The sequence below is a fragment of the Corallococcus sp. M7 genome (assembly GCF_054512695.1).
The window spans coordinates 2,307,516-2,326,153 of the sequence record NZ_CM137252.1 but is presented as its reverse complement, the minus strand read 5'-3'; the positions used below and the strand labels follow the sequence as shown (position 1 = coordinate 2,326,153).

12 protein-coding genes and 5 tRNA genes are annotated in these 18,638 nt (G+C 70.9%); 10 read left to right on the top strand and 7 right to left on the bottom strand.

Annotated features, from left to right (window positions below; translation table 11 throughout):
- Positions 1 to 36: 36 nt before the first annotated feature.
- A complete protein-coding gene (locus ACX114_RS09775; protein WP_459296947.1) occupies positions 37 to 3,651 on the bottom strand; it encodes a tetratricopeptide repeat protein in 3,615 nt (1,204 codons plus the stop codon).
- Positions 3,652 to 3,743: 92 nt separating this feature from the next.
- Here ACX114_RS09775 and ACX114_RS09770 point away from each other — a divergent pair, with 92 nt between their 5' ends.
- Positions 3,744 to 4,202, top strand: coding sequence for a hypothetical protein (locus ACX114_RS09770; protein WP_459296945.1), 459 nt, complete (start codon positions 3,744 to 3,746; stop codon positions 4,200 to 4,202).
- Between the two features lie 336 nt (positions 4,203 to 4,538).
- Here ACX114_RS09770 and ACX114_RS09765 read toward each other — a convergent pair whose 3' ends face one another.
- Both ACX114_RS09765 and ACX114_RS09760 read right to left on the bottom strand, forming a co-directional pair.
- Positions 4,539 to 5,504, bottom strand: a complete 966-nt coding sequence (locus ACX114_RS09765; protein WP_459296943.1) for an SDR family oxidoreductase — start codon at positions 5,502 to 5,504, stop codon at positions 4,539 to 4,541.
- Complete coding sequence (locus ACX114_RS09760; RefSeq protein ID WP_459296941.1) at positions 5,501 to 6,355, bottom strand: lysophospholipid acyltransferase family protein; 855 nt, start codon at positions 6,353 to 6,355, stop codon at positions 5,501 to 5,503. The genes ACX114_RS09765 and ACX114_RS09760 overlap by 4 nt, the downstream gene beginning before the upstream one ends.
- 91 nt (positions 6,356 to 6,446) lie before the next feature.
- Between ACX114_RS09760 and ACX114_RS09755 the strand changes: the two genes are divergently transcribed.
- On the top strand, positions 6,447 to 7,871 hold the full coding sequence (locus tag ACX114_RS09755) for a DUF2252 family protein (protein ID WP_459296939.1): 1,425 nt from the start codon (positions 6,447 to 6,449) through the stop codon (positions 7,869 to 7,871).
- 1 nt (position 7,872) lies between these two features.
- On the opposite strand, the gene ACX114_RS09750 is transcribed toward ACX114_RS09755, so the two are convergent.
- From ACX114_RS09750 to ACX114_RS09735, 4 genes are all read right to left on the bottom strand, one after another.
- Positions 7,873 to 8,820, bottom strand: a complete 948-nt coding sequence (locus tag ACX114_RS09750; protein WP_459296937.1) for a polysaccharide deacetylase family protein — start codon at positions 8,818 to 8,820, stop codon at positions 7,873 to 7,875.
- A gap of 16 nt (positions 8,821 to 8,836) precedes the next feature.
- The gene (locus tag ACX114_RS09745) at positions 8,837 to 9,547 is read right to left on the bottom strand and encodes a glycosyltransferase family 2 protein (protein WP_014394809.1); all 711 of its coding nucleotides are present in this window, start codon (positions 9,545 to 9,547) and stop codon (positions 8,837 to 8,839) included.
- A gap of 78 nt (positions 9,548 to 9,625) precedes the next feature.
- Positions 9,626 to 9,895, bottom strand: coding sequence for a hypothetical protein (locus ACX114_RS09740; protein WP_459296935.1), 270 nt, complete (start codon positions 9,893 to 9,895; stop codon positions 9,626 to 9,628).
- Positions 9,844 to 10,938, bottom strand: coding sequence for a protoporphyrinogen/coproporphyrinogen oxidase (locus ACX114_RS09735; RefSeq protein ID WP_459296933.1), 1,095 nt, complete (start codon positions 10,936 to 10,938; stop codon positions 9,844 to 9,846). Before ACX114_RS09735 ends, ACX114_RS09740 begins: the two co-directional genes overlap by 52 nt.
- Positions 10,939 to 11,168: 230 nt before the next feature.
- Between ACX114_RS09735 and ACX114_RS09730 the strand changes: the two genes are divergently transcribed.
- From ACX114_RS09730 to ACX114_RS09695, 8 genes are all read left to right on the top strand, one after another.
- Complete coding sequence (locus ACX114_RS09730) at positions 11,169 to 16,118, top strand: tetratricopeptide repeat protein (RefSeq protein WP_459296931.1); 4,950 nt, start codon at positions 11,169 to 11,171, stop codon at positions 16,116 to 16,118.
- 89 nt (positions 16,119 to 16,207) lie between these two features.
- Positions 16,208 to 17,488 carry a serine--tRNA ligase gene (gene serS / locus ACX114_RS09725; RefSeq protein WP_459296929.1) on the top strand — a complete coding sequence of 427 codons (1,281 nt, stop codon included), beginning with the start codon at positions 16,208 to 16,210 and terminating at the stop codon, positions 17,486 to 17,488.
- Between the two features lie 126 nt (positions 17,489 to 17,614).
- Positions 17,615 to 17,701, top strand: a tRNA-Ser gene (locus ACX114_RS09720).
- 42 nt (positions 17,702 to 17,743) lie between these two features.
- Positions 17,744 to 17,833 (top strand) — tRNA-Ser (locus ACX114_RS09715).
- Between the two features lie 29 nt (positions 17,834 to 17,862).
- Positions 17,863 to 17,939 (top strand) — tRNA-Arg (locus ACX114_RS09710).
- A 24-nt stretch (positions 17,940 to 17,963) separates the two neighbouring features.
- Complete coding sequence (gene tadA, locus ACX114_RS09705) at positions 17,964 to 18,431, top strand: tRNA adenosine(34) deaminase TadA (RefSeq protein WP_459296927.1); 468 nt, start codon at positions 17,964 to 17,966, stop codon at positions 18,429 to 18,431.
- A gap of 7 nt (positions 18,432 to 18,438) precedes the next feature.
- Positions 18,439 to 18,525: transfer RNA gene (locus ACX114_RS09700), tRNA-Ser, on the top strand.
- Positions 18,526 to 18,538: 13 nt separating this feature from the next.
- Positions 18,539 to 18,625, top strand: a tRNA-Ser gene (locus ACX114_RS09695).
- Positions 18,626 to 18,638: the final 13 nt, after the last annotated feature.

Below are 18,638 nucleotides of genomic sequence, written 5' to 3'. Positions count from 1 at the left end.
GAGGACGGGGGCCGCGGGTCGCTCACGTCGACCACGCTAGCGCGACGCCCGGCGCTTGAGGAGCGGAAGGGCCTTCTTCACCCGATTCGCCTCCGGCGCGCCCCCGGCGAGCTTCAGGAAGGTCTCGTAGGCCTCCACCGCCCGGGGCAGCTCCGCCGTCTCGCGCACCAGCACGTCCGCCAGCGCCAGGTGCGCCAGGCCGTCCGTGGGCTCCAGCTCCACGGCCTTGGCCAGCGCCTCGCGCGCGGGGGCCTCCTGGCGCTGCTTGAAGGCCACCAGGCCCAGGGCCAGGTACGCACGCCCGTTGTACGGGGCAAGCCGCACGGCCTCGTCCGCCGCCGCGCGGGCCTCCTTCACGGCCCCGGCGCCCAGCAGCACGCGCGCCAGCGTCACCTGGGCGAAGGCCTTGTCCCAGACGGTGGGCGCCTTGTCGGCCAGGTCCTGCAGCGTGCGCGCCGCGCCACGGCCACCGCCCGGCAGCTGCGTGTACAGCTCGCCCACGCGGCCGCACGTGGCGTCCGGCCCTTCCCGCCGCGCCGCCGCGAAGGCCGCGTCCGCGCTCTCCACCTGCCCCTGGCGCAGGAACGCCTGGGCGATTTCGCAGAAGGTGTCCGGGTCCTTGGAGTCCAGCTTGTTGGCGCGCTCCAGCGCGGAGAAGCCGCCCTTCGCGTCGCCGTTGGCGAACAGGAGCGCCGCGCGCAGCCGCTGTCCCTCCGCGTCGTCCGGAGCCAGCTTCACCGCGCGGCCGGACGCGCCCTCCGCCTCCTTGCGGCGGCCGGACTGGTACAGCGCCAGCGCGAAGCCCTTGTGCGCGGCCGCGCTGCCCGGGTTGTCGAGCTGCCACGCCTCGAACTGCTTCAGCGCCTCCGGGGTGCGGCCCAGCGCCAGGAGCGTGCGGCCCAGGGCGTCGCGGGCCTCGCCGTGCGCGCCGTTGCGCTCCACCGCCTGCGTCAGCGGCTTGAGCGCCATGTCCGGCAGGCGGCGCGACAAGAGCAGCCGCCCCAGCGAGCACGCGCCCTCGTAGTCGCGAGGGTCCTTCATCGCCTCGTCGAACTGGGTCTGCGCCTTGTCGAGCGCGCGCTCGCGCCAGTACACCTGCCCCAGCGCCACGCGCAGGTCCGTGCGGGGCTTCTTCGCCACGGCCTTCTCCAGCACGTCGCGAGCCTGGGCGGCGTTGCCCTCGTGCGCGTCCGCCAGCGCGAGCCATGCGACGGCCTCCGGCGGATAGCGGTCGTTCACGCGCGTCTTGCCCAGCTCCACGCGGGCGCGCTTCCAGTCCCCGAGCCGCGCGTACGCCGCGCCCCGCACCAGCGACACCTTGCGCCCGCCATCGGCCTCCAGGCGCTGCAGGGCCTCCTTCTCGCGGTCGCGGTCCAGCAGCGTGCGCCCCAGGCCCTCCTTCGCGGCCTCGCTCTTGGGCTGCAGCTTCAGCGCGGCCTCGTAGGCCTGCTGCGCGGCCTCCAGCTTGCCCGCCGCGCGGCCCGCGGCCCCGAGCGCCAGCTGGAAGTCCATGGCCAGCGGCCCCTGCGTGCCCTTGGAGAGCAGGGTGCGCGCCTCGTCGTACTTGCCCAGCGCGGACAGGATTTCGCCGTGCACCAACTGCTGACGGGGCCGGAGCGCGGGGGGCACCTTCGCGTCCTGCGCGAGCGGCGCCACGTCCGCCAGCGCCGCGTCCAGGTCCTGCTCCAGCGCGAGCCGGCTCTCCGCCATCCCGATGCGGGCGGCGGCGTGCTCCTTGGAGACGTCGCGTGCGCGCTTGAACATCTCCAGCGCCTGCGCGAAGTCCTCGGAGGCGAGGTAGTAGTTGCCCAGCGCCACCAGCGCGCGGACGTTGCCCGGCGACGCCTTGAGCGCGCGGTCGAAGCGGTCCAGGGCCTTCTTCTCGTCCTTGGCGGCGATGAGCAGGCTGCCCGCGAGCGCGTGCACCTCCGTCACGTCGTCCTGAGAGGCCAGCAGCGCACGGTTCGCGGCCTCGCGAGCCCGGTCGTCGGCGACGAGCGCGTTGGTGGCCAGCACCAGGCCGTTGAAGCCGTCCTTCACGCCCGGCTTCTCCAGCGCCTCCAGCGCGAGCCGGCGGTCCTCCGCGTTGGCGCCGTGGTCCAGGTAGCGCAGCGCGTGCGCGTAGCCCGTGAGCGCCCACGCGGCGGGGCTCGCCTCGTCCATGTCGCGCGCGCGTTCGAGCTGGCGGAGCGCCTCATCCAGCGACGCGCCGGTGTCCTGCGCCACGGCGCGCTTCGCGAGCTCCAGCGTCTCCGACAGCGTCTGGCCGCCCTGACGGGAGCGGTAGAGGATGAAGAAGCCCGCGCTCGCGCCCAGGAAGATGAGGGCCACGAAGAGCGCCACGGTCTTCGCGCCATAGCGCTCGATGAGGGACTGCTTCGCCCGCTCCTTGGCGATCTTCTCGTGCATCTCGCGCTCGTACTTCGCCGCGAGAGCCTCCGTGTCCTTCGCGTTCGCCGCCGCCTTGTTGCGCGCCGCGGCCGCCGCGAGCTCCGTCGCGTCCGGGATGTCGTCCAGCAGCGAGCGCTTGCCACCCGAAGCCGAAGCAACGGGAGCCGGCGTCACCGGCGCGGCCGGGCGAGCCCGCACCGCCTCCGGAGGAGGAAGGTCTCCGAGCAGTCCCCCGCCCTGCGACGAGGAGGGCTCGTCCGCCGGAGGAGCATCCGGGAGATCCGCCAGCATCCCGGACTTCCGGCCACGGCTGGAGGCCCCCGGATCCGCCGCCTGCACGGGAGCGGGAGGAACCTCCGAGCCCTGATCCGGATCCGACGGCGCAGCGGCCACCGGATCCGCGGGGGCACCCGAACCGGGCTCCTGGCCCGAGGCCGAAGCACCCTCGCTCGCCGGATCCGCGCTCTCGCCCGAGCCCGGCTCCTGTCCCGGATCCGACTGGCCACGGGACGCCGCATCCATCGGATCCGCGCCATCCCGCGGCGAACCGCGATCCTGCTCACCCGCATCCACGGGGCCCCGCGCGTCCTCCGGCACCGGCGTTCCGGTGGGGGCCGTGGGTCCGCCATGCGCCTCGACGGAGGCGACCCTGGAGGCCGCCTGCGCATCCGTTCCACCCGCCGGCGTCTCCGTCCGGGCCGCTCGGCGCGGCTCCAATCCCGCCGCCGCGGCGGCACGCGCCTCGAACGCGGACGGGACCGCTTCCGGAGCCGGCGGTTCCGGCGCGTCCTCTTCCGGCGCGGCCGCGGGGGTCGCCAGGACGCCCAGGTCCTCGAAGATGGGCGCCGGTCCACCGGACAGCGCCTGCTGGGCCTGATCCAGCCACTGCTTCACGCGCCCGTTGTTGGGCTGCAGCGCCACGGCCTTGCGCAGGATCGGCAGCGCGGAGCGGTACAGCCCGCGCTGCAGCAGCACGTCGCCAATGAGGTTGTAGGCGTACGGGTTGTCCCGCTCGATGGCGATGGCCTGGTCGAACTGCTCCATCGCCTCCGCGGGCCGCCCCAGCTGGATGAGCGCCTTGCCCCACAGCACCCGTCCCACGATGGACGTGGGGTGGTGGGAGATGCCCTGCGTGCACACCTCGATGGTGCGCTGCGCGTCTCCCTTCTCCAGCAGCGCCTTCGCCAACTCCACGAAGACGGAAGAGGTCGGGTCCTGCCGGAGGAGCTGCTCGTAACGCTCCACCATCGACTTGGCCATGTTGAGTCGCGACTCCGGTGCGCTAAGCGGGGGAGCGCGGACCATACCACTGCCCTCGTCCGTTCCGCCCAGCGGCTGGTAGCGTCTCGCGCATGAACCGCCTGCCTGCCCTGATGGTCGCCCTGGTCCTCGGTGGGGCCTGTGCCCACACGCCGCCCAAGTCGGACCTGGAAGCGCTCCAGCCCGTCGTCGAGGGCTTCCACAAGAACCTGCGCTGGAGGAACTACCGCGTCCTGTCCAACTTCATCGTCCCCGAGGAGCGCAAGGACTTCGAACGCAAGCGCCGCGAGCTCCACGACGACCGCGACCTCACCGTCACCGACTACGAAATCGAGGGCGTGAAGCTCGCCGACGACGGCCGCCGCGCCACCGTCCAGAGCCGCATCCAGTGGATGCGCCTGCCCTCCGCCACCGAGCAGAACGACAGCGTCACCTCGGAGTTCGTCTTCCGCGACGGCGTCTGGCTGCTGGAGAAGCAGCTGTCCGGTCCCTTCGCGGGCGAGCTGGAGCCACAGGAGACACCGCCACAAGAGGCGCCGCCGTCACCGTAGCCCGCAAAAAAGTCGCCCACCGTCTCGGGGCCGGCCGAGACGATGGGCGTCGAGAGTTCCCCAATGGAACCCCCTACCAGGGTGACGATGTCGCGCGGTACTTCCGGCCCGCTGCGACCCCGCCGTGTTGCCTGGTCTCTAGAGCAATGCGAGTGCCAACCGCCGCGCCCCCCTGCCCCACCCCTGCTTCCCACGAAAAATCAGGCACTTGGCGACACTCACTCCCCGTCGCCACCGTCCCATGCCTGACAGTGATGTCAGGCCCTCCCTGCCATCCCGCCACGTCCCCCCTGACATGGCTGTCAGGGAACTGTCGCGGGGTCCCACGAAAAGCCGCTACTCGCCGATGACGGAGCGGATGGTGTCGCGCATGGAGTGCCGGGCCTTCCAGCCCACGTCCTGGACCCAGCGGTTGCCGTCCACGGCGCAGAGGAACTGGATGTGGTCCAGCTCCGGCGGCGGGAAGTTGGCCAGCCGGTAGCGGAACATCAGGCCCAACAGGGGCCGGGCCACGGGGTGTGGCACGGGGATCGCGGTGTGGTTCAGCTCGCGCAGCACCGCGGACAGAGGCACCTGGCCGGGGCCCACGACGTTGTAGACGCCCTTGGGCTCCGGGCGCAGGGCCTCCACCATGGCGCGGGCGACGTCCTCCACGTGGATGAGCTGCACCATGGGGTCGAAGCCCGCCATGGTCCACGGGTGGCGCAGCCGCAGGTAGTTGGACGGCGCGTTCTTGATGGTAGGCCCGACGATGTGGACGGGCCGCAGGATGACCGTCTCGATGTCGGGGTGCTTCCAGAAGAAGCTGTGCGCCAGCATGTCCACTTCGATGAGGTCGCGCACGCCGGAGAAGCGGCTCGCGGCCATCAGCGGCGCGTCCTCCGTGAGGAAGTTGGAGTTGTCCGGGCTGGGGCCGTAGACGTTCGCCGAGGACAGCACCACCACCTTCTTCACGCCGTACTTCGCGCAGTACTCCAACAGGCGCGTGGTCCCCACGACGTTGAACGAGTGGTGCTCCTCCTCGCTCATGCGCGGGTCATGCATGATGCCCATGTGGATGACGGCGCGGACCTCGTTCTTGCGGAAGACGTCCTCCGCCTTCTTCTTGCGCAGGTCCAGCTGGTGCATCTCGACGTCCTTCGGCTTCCCGATGAAGGGACGCCGGTCGATGCCGATGATGCGCTCGCGCTTGTGCAGCATCTTCGCCAGCGTGCGGCCCAGGTTGCCGCTGATGCCGGTGACGACGACGGCCGGGCGCTTGTCCACGACAGCGCCGTCCTTCTCCTCGGTGGAAGCGCTCACCAGAACACCCCCCGGCGTTCCTTGAGCCCCTGGTGGAGCATCGCCTGGATGGAGGCCTTCACGGTGCGCACCTTCTTGTCCAGCTCGCTGTCCTCGTCGTCCGCGCGGCCGGTGAAGTGGAGCGCATCACCGAAGTAGATGCGGTACTTCGTGGGCAGCGGGAACGGCGTGCCCGTGGGGGTGATGGGGAAGGACGGGAAGCCCAAGAGCTTCGCCACCGGCTTCAGGTTCATCAGCGCGGGGGCCTGCTCCTCCGCGCCCACCACGGCGATGGGCACGATGGGCGTGTTCGTCTCCAGCGCCAGGCGCATGAAGCCCAGGCCGAACTCCTGGAGCTGATAGCGCTGGGGCCACAGCTTGTTGAGCCCGCGCGTCCCTTCCGGGAACACGAGGATGGCCTCCTCCGCCTCCAAGAGCCGCCGGCAGTTCTCCGGCGTGCCGACAATCTGGCCCACGCGCGCCATGAACGTGGAGACGTATGGCAGGGACGGCACCCACTTCTCCACCATGCTGCGGATGGCGCGCGGCGGGTTGCCCTCCACCATCAGGGCGATGCCAATCATCGCGCCGTCCAGGGGCAGCTGGCCGGAGTGGTTGGACACCAGCAGCACCCGGCCCGCCGGGATGCGGTCCGCGCCGTAGGCCTCCACCCGGAAGTAGTGGCGGTAGAGCCACATGAACGGGGCGATGGCGGCCAGGCTGTAGTCCAGGTTGAACCCGAACGGATCCACCCCGTACTCGTTCTCCGTCCGGGCCAGGGCCTGGAGTTGGTCGGACTGCTGTTCGCCGGCCATGCGCTCGGTCCACTCGCGCAGGCCCTTCTTCACCTTGTCGCTGAAACGCTCCAGCATGGGCCCGCTCCTTAGCACCCCCGCCCGCACGCCGGGAGTGGGCCCACAACCCGCGATGCCCTTCTGACGATAATCCGCCGGAAGGTCCCCCATGCGCATCCCCTCCAAGCCCTCCCCCTCCCGGACGTCTGGCTCCACTGTCGCCGCCACGGTCCTGACGCTCGCCTCCTCCGGGGCCGGAGCGGGGCGGCTTGCCTCCGACGTCAGCGACTTCCAGCCCCAGGCCACCACGTCACGGACAGGCAACAGCGTGGCGGTGAACACCCTGGCGCCCAGGCAGGCCCGGGCGTCCGGACTGGAGCGGCAGCCGTCACAGGCCGTGGCCTTCGTGCGCGACTTCAACGCGCGGCTGGACCTGCCGCCCGCGCGCCTGAAGGAGAAGCTGGCGCAGATGCGTGAGAGCCCCTCCGCCATGTTCCGCGCCATGCCCGCCCTGTTCCACGCGGACCTGCGGGGCCCGTACGCGCAGGAGGCCCGGCTGACGGACCGGCCCGCGCCGGACATCCGGGTGGTGGGCGACGCGCACGTGGGCAACCTGGGCACGTTCCGGGGTCCAGAGGGCAAGCCGGTGTGGGGGCTCAACGACTTCGACCAGACGGGCACCGCGTCGCCAGAGGCGGACCTCACGCGGCTGGCCACCAGCGCGGTCCTCATCGCGCGCGAGGCGGGCCTGTCCACCAGCGAGCAGGTCAAGGCGGTGGAGGCGCTCGCGAAGAACTACTTCGAGACGCTGGAGCTGCTGGCGGACGGCGACGCGAACCCGGGGGCCTTCCTGGACAAGAAGGAGTCCTCCGGCCCGGTGAAGGACCTCATCAACCAGGCCCGCGACACGTCCGCCAAGGACCTCTTGTCCAAGTACGTGAAGCTCGACGGTTCGAAGGGTCCGCGCTTCCTCTCGTCGGACACGCTCAAGCCGCTGGACGCGGAGAAGAAGGCGGCGGTGCGGACCGCGCTGGCGTCCTACGAGAAGACCCTGGACAGCACGGAGGGCGTGGCCGTCCCCCTGAAGGTGCTGGACCTGGCGGAGCGGCTGGACGCTGGGGGCAGCAGCTACGGCCTGGAGCGAGACTACGTGCTCGTGGGCGCGGCGGATCCGAAGGCGCCCCCGGTGTTGCTGGAGCTGAAGGAGCTGCTCGCGTCCGGTGTGGCGTCGCCCCCAGTGCCCGCGAACGGCGCGGAGGTGGTGAAGGCGCAGGAGGAGCTGGGCGGCGCGGTGAATCCACTCACCGGCGCGGTGAACATGGGCGGCCGGGCGTTCCTCGTGCGCGAGGTGGAGCCGGAGAAGAACAAGCTGGACGACGCCGTGCTCGGGAAGAAGAAGTCCCTGCGCTCCACCTTCGAGCAGGCGGGAGTCGTGCTGGCCCGAGCCCACGGCAACACGCAGGCCCAGGCGAAGTGCCTGGAGGACTGGGTGGGCGGAGACACGAAGGGGGCCACGAAGCGGCTGGCCGCCTTCGCGCAGGCCTACGCGGATCAGGCCGAGGCGGACTGGAAGGCCCTGAAGGCCGCGCGCTGATTCAGAGCGTCGCGGACAACTGCCCCGCCGCGTCGCGCAGGGTGACGACGTCGAAGTCGTCCTTGAGCCACTGGAAGATGCTGCGCAGCCGCTCCATCTTCTTCGAGGCGCTCACGCGCAGGTCCCGCTGCTGCCGCGCGAGCTCCGGGGGAATCCCGTCCGTGGCGTCCAGCACGTCGACACCGTGCAGCTCGAAGTTGAAGAAGGCATCCGCCCGGCACGTGCGATACGCGGCGCGCATCGTGCCGCGAGGCAGCGTCGTCGCGAACGTGCCGATGAACGGGAAGCGCACCACCGGCGTCACCGTCATGGGCAGCTCCAGCACGGCCCCCGAACCGCGCCGGTAGGGCTGCGCGGGGTCTGGCCGGTACGGCACACGCGGCGCAAGCAGCACGCGCGGGGTGTCCAACACGGAGCGAGACGGCCGCCCCAGCGCCGCGAGCGCCCCCATCACCGCCGCCTTCGCCGCGTAGTACGGCGCCGCCGGAAACGCGGACGAGCCGTACTGGTAGCCCTGCGCCACGGTGGCCGCGTACAGGTCCGCGTTCAGCGTGTAGCCCGGGGCACGGAATCCGGAAGGACGCACGCCCACGGCCTTGAGGATGGCCGCGTCCGCGCGCGCCAGGTCCTCCGCGATGGCGTCCGGCCCACGCCGGGTGAGCGCGTAATCATGGGCGTGGCTGTGGCTCGCGATCTCCACCCCCGCCTCGTGGGAGCGCCGCATGCTGTCCACCGCGCCGGGGTCCGACTCCAGGTCCTCGCCGATGACGAAGAACGTCCCGGGCACACCCACCGCCGCGAACAGCTCCAGGAAGCGCGCCACCGCCACGCGGTGGATCAGCGTCCGCGCGCGCTCATCGAGCAGCGACTCGGGCAGCCCGTGGATCCGGCAGTAGTGCGGCAGCGAATCCAGGTCGACGGAGATGGACGCCAGGCGCGCTGCCGTCATGGGGCACTCCTTGCGCTCAGGTCCCGCGGACGCGGATGACGTAGAACAGCTTGCCCACGTTCTTGAGCACGTTGGGCACGCGCTTGAACAGGTGGATGGACGGCTGGCGCTTCTCATGGAGCTGGATGGGGATCTCCATGACGTTCAGCCCCTCGCGCCACGCGCGGATGACGAACTCGCTGGCGAACACGTCCATGTCCACCACGCACTTCTGGATGACGGGCAGCAGCGCTTCCCGGCGGAACGCCTTCAGGCCGTGCGTGTCCGTGCCCTGGAAGCCCAGCGCCACGCGCAACAGCTTGTTGTGCACCCGCGTGGCCGCGCGGCGGATGAGGGGCCGCTGGTCGCTCGCGCCCTTGGCCGCCTTGGAGCCCACGACCATGTCCGCCTCGCCGCGTTCCAGCCGGGGCAGCGCCGCGTCGTAGAAGGTCAGGTCGCAGAGGTCGATTTCATCGCAGACCACATAGGTGCCCTGGGCCTTCAGGATGCCGGCCTTCAGCGCCACGCCGTAGTTGGGCGTCTCCGAGTGGAACCAGCGCAGGCGCGGGTTCTTCGCGCAGATCTCCTCCAGGAGCCGGGGCGTCGCGTCGCGCGAGCCGTTCTCCGCGAAGATGATTTCGTAGTCGAGCCCGCGAGCATCCAGCCCCTGGCGCAGCTCTTCGGCTGCCTGGGCGATGATGGACTCCTCGTTGTAGACGGGGATGACGACGGAGAGGTGCAGGGCCATGGGTCCGGAGATGCGAAGGGAAGGCATTGGGGCGTAGCACGCCCCCGGACCACCGTCGACAGGAGACGACTCCTTGCGTCAGCCGTTCAGCGTCCGGGCGCAAGCCCGCCCGTCCAGGATGGCGTCCTCCATGGACGCGTATTCCCACTTTCCATAGCGGCCCGCCATGAGGATGCCGGCGTGCTCCAGGAAGCGCTTCACCTCCGCCATCGCGGGGCCGTAGGCGTCGTCGTAGAGGACGTACGCGTTGGGAATCTCGCGCCCCCTGGCGAAGAGGATGTCGTCCGCCGAGTGGATCATCCGCGAGCGCACCAGGTCCTCCACCGCGAACCGCTCCGCGTCCGCCACGGACAGCTCGCCGTGGTGGCTGAACTCCACGGAGAAGCTGGCCGTGTCCGGCGGGCCAGGGGCGCGTACACCGCCGACGGCGCCCCGATGCGGTACGAGTGGAACTCCGGCTCCGGCAGGTAGATCCAATGCCACGGCTGGCGGTTCGCGCCCCGGGCGCCCACGCACACGTACGTGACGATGAAGGCGCGCAGGCGCTTCGCCGCGGCCCGCACCTCGTCCGGCACGCCGGAGGCGCCCTTCCCGAGCAGCTCCACCAGCGCCGGCAGCGCGATGGAGGACACCAGCCCCGAATACGGCAGGGTGCGCCCATCCGACAGCGTGACCTGCTTCGCCTTCCAGTCGATGGAGACGGGCTCGGTGCGCACGCTCAGCTCGCCGCCCGTCAGGTGCTGCTTCATCGCGCGCGCCAGGCTCTCGATGCCGCCCTCGCGCGGGTAGAGGAATGACGCGTTGTAGCCCAGCTGATCACTGCCCGCGCCGAGCGCCCCGTCCACGACCTCCTTGAGTGTGGGGCGCGGCACGAACCGGCCGACCCACGCGGCGGACATCTCGCGCGGGTGCACGGTCCAGAGCTTCTGGTTGTAGGGCAGCATGAAGTTCTTCGCGAAGCCTTCACCCATGTAGCGGAGGATGAACTCCTCGAAGTTCACGGGGTCGCGCTCGCGCAGGGCGCGGCCCTTCTCCCCGTAGATGGCCTCCACGTAGCCGACCAGGTTCTCCGCCACGACCTCCGGCGGCAGCCCGTGGGTGTTCACCTGGTAGGGGAAGCGGGTGAAGGTGTCGCGCGAGAAGATGGCGGCGCGGCGCTGGATGCGCACCAGCTGGTCCGGCATCCAGAGCGTGTTGACCAGCTGCTGGATCTCCGGGTCGCGCAGGTGGAGCCAGTGGCCGGTGGGGTCGAAGTAACACCCGTCGATGACCTCGGTCTTGATGAGGCCGCCGACCCGGTCGGACTTCTCGATGAGGCGCCAGGGGCGCTTGAGGAAGTGCGCGGTGGACAGGCCCGCCAGGCCCGCCCCGAGGATGACGATGGGATCCATGCGCCGCCGGGTCTACCACCCCGGGAGGGGACCTGGAAAAGGGATGCACACTGTTGGTGTTGGCGGGCGCCCGCCCTCCTGCCCGGCTGGGTGACAACGGTGCACACCTGGGGCGCGTTCTTTCCGGGCTTGAAACGGCTCTGCTAGCCTGCACGCGCCGCGCGGACCATCGCACGCCCCCGTCATTAGCTGCGCGTGCGCGCGCCAGCCGGTCTCGTCGAAGGAAAACAATGAAAGTCTCCTGCCCGTCGTGCCAGACGAATTACAACATCGATGACAGGCGGATCCCGCCCGGCGGCGCGAAGCTGAAGTGCGCCCGGTGCCAGACCACGTTCCCCATCAAGGCCGATGGCGCGAGCGCCGAAGCTCCCGAGGCCGCGCCCTCCGCGGCGCCGCAGCCCGCCGCCGTCCCGCTGCCGGGCCAGGCCGCCGCCATCCCGCTCCCGGGCAATGCCGCGCCGCAGTCCGCCGCCATTCCCCTGCCGGGCACCGCCGCGCCCCGCCCCGCTGCGCCCCAGGGCGCCGCGATTCCGCTGCCGGGCAGCGCCGCTCCGCAGTCCGCCGCCATTCCGCTGCCGGGCCAGGCCGCCGCGATTCCGCTCCCGGGCAGCGCCGCGCCGCAGGCCGCCGCCATTCCGCTCCCGGGTAGCGCCGCGCCTCAGTCCGCCGCGATTCCGCTGCCGGGCCAGGCCGCTCCCCGCGCGGCCGCTCCGGCGCCGCAGTCCGCCGCGATTCCGCTTCCTGGCGCCGCCCCCCAGTCCGCAGCCATCCCGCTGCCGGGCAGTGCCACGCCGCAGCCCGCCGCCATCCCCATGGGCGCGGGTCCGGCCATCCCGCTCCCGGGCACCGCCGCGCCGCGCGCCGCCGCTCCGGCGCCGCAGTCCGCAGCCATCCCGCTGCCGGGTGCCGCCGCGCCGCAGTCGGCCGCGATTCCGCTCCCGGGCACCGCCGCCCCGCGCGCGGCCCCTCCGGCGCCGCAGTCCGCCGCGATTCCGCTTCCTGGCAGTGCCGCCCCCCAGTCCGCCGCCATCCCCATGGGCGCGGGTCCGGCCATTCCGCTCCCGGGCACCGCCGCTCCCCGCTCCGCCGCCATCCCGCTGCCGGGCAACGCCGCGCCGCCCGTCCCCGAGGATCCGTTCTCCTTCGACGACGAGGTCCCGCCCGCGGCCTATGCCTCGCCGGGCGTGGCCGCGCCCCGGGCCATCTCGCTCGACGCGGGACCTGGCGCGCCGGTGGCCCTGCCGGACGACTCGTTCAACTTCGACATGGACGCCGCGCCGCCGGCCCCCGCGCCCGCGGAGGATGACTTCGCGGAGGTGAGCAGCGGCGAGTTCTCCTCGGTCGACACCAGCGACTTCTCCGAGCCGCGCGAGGACGTGACCCGCGTCGTCGCCATCCCCGTCCCCAACGCCGCCTACCGCGAGCCCGCCGCGCCCGCCGCCTACGGCTCGAACGAGCCCGCCGGCACCGCTCGCGACTTCGACTTCTCCGAAGAGCCCGTCGCCGCCGCCCCGCCCGCCGAGGCCGACTTCGGTACGCCCGACTTCGACTTCGCGGACGACGGCACCCTGCCCGTCCCCGCGCAGCCGGCGCCGGAGGACGCGTTCACCTTCGACATCAACGACCCGAACAACGCCCACGGCCCCGCCGCGGCGGCGCGTCCCCACCCGCAGACCTACGGCTACGGCGAGCCGGAGCCCCAGGCGGATCCGTTCGCCCTGGCCCCGCCCCCCGCGGAGCCGGAAGCGGATCCGTTCGGCCTCCCGCCGCCCTCCGCCTACGCGGCCCCGCCTCCCGACGCGGACCCGTTCGCCCTGCCCCCGCCGCCCGCCGCTGGCGCGCCGTCCTACGACCTGGGTGGGCTGCCCTCCGCGAGCGAGGACCCCTTCGCCCTGCCGCCCTCGCCCGGCATGGACTTCTCCGACCTGCCCTCGCCCGCCGCGCCCCAGGCGATGGACTTCTCGGACCTGCCCTCGCCCGCCGCGCCCCAGGCCGTGTCCTTCGACTTCGCGGAGCCGCCGCCCCCCGCGTACAACCAGGCCCCCGCGTACGGTCAGGCCCCCGTGCCCACGGATGATCCGTTCGCCGTGGACTTCTCGTCGCCGCCCCCGGCCGCGCCGCCCGCTCCGGACTTCAGCCTGGACTTCGGCGACCCCGCCCCGGCCGCGCCGCCCCCGCCCGCGCGCGTCAACCCCGCCGTGGACTTCGGTGACGTGGACTTCGGCGACCCCGCGCCCGTCCCGTCCTCCGCGGCCACGGGCCTGCCGGACGCGCTGGAGTTCGACCCCACCGCCGCGCCCGTGGATGACCTGGAAGCGGACCTCTCCGCGCCGCTGCCGCCCCCGCCCGCCGCGGGCCCCGCGGACGGCCTGGAGATGCTCAGCTTCATTGACGACAGCGCCGGCAAGGACGCCGGTGGCCGCGTGCAGGTGAAGCGCTTCCACGTGCGCCGCCGCTCCGGGAAGATGTTCGGCCCGTTCGAAGAGGGCGTCATCGTCAAGATGCTCGAGGACGGCCAGCTCCTGGGCAACGAGGACGTGTCGCCGGACTCGGAGGCGTGGTCCGCCATCGGCACCGTGCCCGTGTTCGCCGCCGCCATCCAGCGGCTGATGGAGGGCCCGGCCAAGGCCGTGCCGCTCGCGGCCACCCCGGGCGCGCCGGCCCCCGAGGCGGCGGGCACCACGGATCCGGCCAACCCCCAGGCCAGCATGGAGCGGCTGCGCCAGCTCTACGAAGGCCGCATGGCCGCGGTGTCCGTCGTGGACCGCAGCGCGTCCGACGCCAAGTGGAAGAAGCGCATGCCCGCCATCATCGCCGCGGGCGTGGCGGTGCTCGTGCTGGGCACCGGCGCCAGCTTCGAGGCCAGCCGCTACGGCGCCTTCGGCCGCAACAAGTTCTTCCCCTCCCGCGTGTCCTCCGGCTCCGCCGAGGCGAAGCTCGTCGAGGAGGCTCGCAAGGGGCTCCTGGCGGACACCTACGCCAGCTATAAGGAAGCGCGCACGAAGAGCGCCCAGGTGCTGGCGAAGAACGAGTACCCGGAGGTCCGCGCCCTCTGGTGCCAGTCCGTCGCCTACCTGCAGCGCCGCTACGCGGACGGCGAGCGCTCCGACCTCACCGCGTGCGGCAAGCACATGGAGGCCATCGAGCTCCTGGGTGAGAAGAACGTGGAGGTCATCAAGACCACCGCCGGCATCGCGCTCACCCAGCGCAAGGGGGCGGAGGTGCAGGCCCGCCTGCGTGACGCCGCCGTCCGCGAGGACAACCAGGGCGACCTGGAGCTCTCCTTCCTCCTGGCGGAGTCCTACGCGCAGCAGAAGGACATCGGCAACGCCGTCGCCACGCTGACCAAGGTGCTGGAGAAGGACGCGAAGTCCGCCAAGGCCCACCACGCGCTGGGCAACCTGTACCAGGCGCAGGGCAAGGCCGACGAGGCCGCCAAGGCCTACGCGGAAGCGCTCGCCGCGGATCCGCAGCACGCCGCCTCCGCGGTGGAGCTGGCCGCGGTGGAGCTGCTGGTGCGCAAGTCGAACATCGAGCAGGGCGCCCAGGCCGTGGAGAGCGCCCTGAAGCTCCAGGACGCGCTGGGGCCCGCCGAGCGCGCCCGCGCCCGCGGCCTCAAGGGCGTGGCCCTCTTCCAGCAGTTCAAGCCCAAGGAGGCGGAAGCGGAGCTGAAGACGGCCCTCAAGGACAACCCGAACTCCGACTTCATCAAGGCCCAGCTGGCCCAGGTGCTGCGCTCGCAGCGCGACTACGACGGCGCGCTGCCGCTCTATACCTCGCTCGCGAAGGAGGACAGCGACAACCTGGAGTACGTGGACGGCCACATCACCGCGCTGGTGATGACGGGCAAGATGCAGGACGCGCTCACCGCCGTGGAGGCCGCCAGCAAGAGCTTCCCCAACGAGGCGCGCATCGCGTACCTCTACGGCCGCATCGAGGACGCGCTCGACAAGCCCACGGAGGCGGAGGGCCACTTCAAGCGCGCCAACGCCGCTGACGCGAAGCTGGTGGACGCGGGCCTGTACCTGGGCCGCCTGTACCTCCGGCAGCACCGCAACGCGGACGCGCGCGCCCTGCTGGAGGCCGCCGCGCAGCAGGCGCCGGAGCACGCGGGCGTGCACGCGGGCCTGGGTGAGCTGGCGCTCGCGGAGAACAACAGCCTGCTCGCGCAGCAGGAGTTCGATCGCGCCGTGCAGCTGGACCCCAACCTGGCGGACGCCCACCTGGGCCTGTCGCGCGTGTCCCTGCTCAATGGGGACGCCACCCGCGCGGAGGCGGAGGCCAACCGCGCCCTGGAGCTGGATCCGCACCTGCTGAAGGACGGCCGGCTGCAGCGCGGCCTGGTCCTCTGGCGGCTGCACCGGCTGGACGAGGCCGCCGCGGAGCTGGAGAAGGCCAAGGCGGAGGACCCCCGCTCCATCACCACGCCCATCACCCTGGGCGCGGTGCTCCTGGAGAAGGGCGACCTGGCCGGCGCGGAGAGCAACCTGGGCCTCGCGCTGCGCAACGAGCCGTCCAACCACGAGGCGCTCTATTACCTGGGCCTCGTGCGCGCGAAGCGCTCCGAGTACACCCAGGCGCTCGACAGCATGAAGACCGCCGTGGACCGCGCGCCCAAGCGCCCGGACTACAAGTACGCGTACGGCGTCATCCTGCGCGACGCGAAGCGGCTGCCGGACGCCGTCGAGCAGTGGAAGGCCGCCGTGGAGCTGGAGCCCAACTACGCGGACGCGCACGAGGCCCTGGGCCACGCCCACCTGGAGCGCGGCGAGTTCGACGAGGCCATCGCCTCCTTCGAGGCGGCGCTCAAGGCGGATCCGCAGCGCACGCGGGTGATGGGCGCCATGGGTGACGTGCTCTTCAACGCCGCCCGCTGGGACGACGCCGTCCGCCGCTACCAGGCGGCGCTCAAGGCGGATCCGAAGCTCACGTACGTCTACTACAAGGTCGCGCGCGCCTTCACCGAGCAGGCCCAGTACGCCAAGGCCATTGACTGGTACAAGAAGGCCACCACCGCCGAGCCGGACAACGCCCAGTCCTTCTACTACCTGGGCTTCGCCTACAAGGAGCGCAACAAGCGCAAGGACGCCATCACGGCCTTCAAGGAGTACCTGGTGAAGAAGCCGGACGCGGCGGACAAGAAGGACATCGAGGACGAAATCTACGACCTCGAACACTAGTCTCACCCCTCCGGGCGTCCGGCCTTGAGCACCCGGCGCGTGGTGAGCCTTGCCGGCCCACGCCCGGGATGACTACAAGGCGGGCCCCTATGCTGGACCTCCGGAACGTTGCGCAGAACTTCGATGCGGTCGTCGCCCGACTGAAGACGCGGGGCGGCAGCCTGGACCTCGGCCCCTTCCAGACGCTCTTCACCGAGCGTCGCGACCTCTATGTCTCCATGGAGGCGCTGGCCGCGCGCCGCAACGCCGCCAACGAGGAGATGAAGCGCAAGGCCAAGGAGGACCCGGCCGCGCTGGAGAAGCTGCGCGGCGACCTGCGCGGCGTCTCCCAGGAGATCAAGGAGAAGGAGGCCCGCCTCAAGGAAGTGGAGGAGGAGCTCAACCGCATCCTGCTGGTCATCCCCAACGTGCCCCACGAGTCCGTCCCGGTGGGCGCGAGCGCGGACGAGAACGTCCAGGTGAAGAGCTGGGGTGAGAAGCCCAACCTCCTCTTCACGCCGAAGCAGCACTTCGAGCTGGGCGAGTCGCTGGGCATGCTCGACTTCGAGCGCGCCGCGAAGGTGTCTGGCAGCCGCTTCACCTTCTACAAGGGCGCCCTGGCCAGGCTGGAGCGCGCGCTCGTCACGTTCATGATCGACGTGCACACGTCCAAGGGCTACACGGAGCTGCTCCCACCCTACCTCGTGCTGCGCGAGACGATGATGGGCACCGGCCAGCTGCCCAAGTTCGAGGACGACGCCTTCAAGACGTCCGGCGACCCCGAGCGCTTCCTCATCCCCACCGCGGAAGTCCCCGTGACGAACTATCACGCGGACGAAATCCTGGAGGGCGAGCAGCTCCCCATCCGCTACTGCGCCTTCAGCCCGTGCTTCCGCGCGGAGGCCGGCGCCGCGGGGCGCGACACGCGCGGCCTCATCCGCCAGCACCAGTTCCACAAGGTGGAGCTCGTGAAGTTCTCCCAGCCGGACAAGAGCCTGGACGAGTTGGAGGCCATGACGGACGACGCGTGCGACATCCTCCGCCGGCTGGGGCTGCACCACCGCGTGATGCTCCTGTGCACCGGAGACATGGGCTTCGGCGCGCGCAAGACCTACGACATCGAGGTCTGGCTGCCGGGCCAGGGCGCCTACCGGGAGATTTCGTCCTGCTCGGACTGCGGCGACTTCCAGGCCCGCCGCGCGAAGATCCGCTTCCGCCCCCAGAAGGGGGACAAGCCCCAGATGGTGCACACCCTCAACGGCAGCGGGCTGGCCGTGGGGCGCACGAGCATCGCCATCCTGGAGAACTACCAGCGGGAGGACGGAAGCGTCGCCATCCCGGAGGCGTTGGTGCCGTACATGGGCGGGCTGAAGGAACTGCGCCCCCTGTAGTCAGGCGGATGGGGCCCCGGTCGTAAAAAAGGGGCCAACATCTCGCTTGCCACGCGGAAGAAATGATGTAGAAGGGCGGCCCCACGGGCGCGGTTGGCCCGCCGGGAACCGAGCGGCACCTGCTGTGGAGGCGTGGCCGAGCGGTTGAAGGCAGCGGTCTTGAAAACCGCAGAAGGTGAAAGCCTTCCGTAGGTTCGAATCCTACCGCCTCCGATTTTGAGCTTGAGTTTCGTGGTTCTTTGACAGAGAAGAGTTGGAGAGATGGCCGAGAGGCTGAAGGCACAGGTTTGCTAAACCTGCATACTCGAAAGGGTATCGAGGGTTCGAATCCCTCTCTCTCCGCCACTTGATGTAAAGCAGCAGCCGGAAGAAATGCTCCCTTAGCTCAGCTGGATAGAGCGTCGGACTACGAATCCGAAGGCCGGAGGTTCGAATCCTCCAGGGAGCGCCACTTCTTCTTTGGCGCGCACGTCTCATGAGTGACGACATCGCTTTCATGCAGCAGGCTCTAGAGCTCGCGCGGGAAGCGGCTTCACTCGGGGAAGTACCGGTTGGTGCGGTGGCGGTGCTCGACGGCAACGTCGTGGGCACGGGATACAACCGCCGCGAATGCGACCGGAACCCCTTCGCACACGCCGAAATGATTGCCCTCGCCGCCGCCGCGAAAGCACGCGATGCGTGGCGACTCTCCGGGGTGACCCTCTACGTGACGCTGGAACCGTGTGCCATGTGCGCCGGTGCGCTGGTTCAGTCTCGTGTCACCCGACTCGTCTTTGGTACAATGGACCCGAAAGCGGGCGCGGTCGGCTCGCTGTACAACCTGGTGGAAGAGCCCCGGCACAACCACCGGCTCCAAGTGACAAGTGGCATCCTGGCGGACGACAGTCGCCAGCTTCTCAAGACGTTCTTCGAGCGCTTGCGCGCGAAGCGACGCGAAAACTGAATATTCTGGAGAGCTGGCCGAGTGGTCGAAGGCACCTGACTCGAAATCAGGCGTACCGGCAACGGTACCGTAGGTTCGAATCCTACGCTCTCCGCTCCAAAGTCTCTGGAGAGGTGGCCGAGCGGTTGAAGGCGCACGCCTGGAACGCGTGTATATCTGAAAGGGTATCGTGGGTTCGAATCCCACCCTCTCCGTTGTTATTTTCGA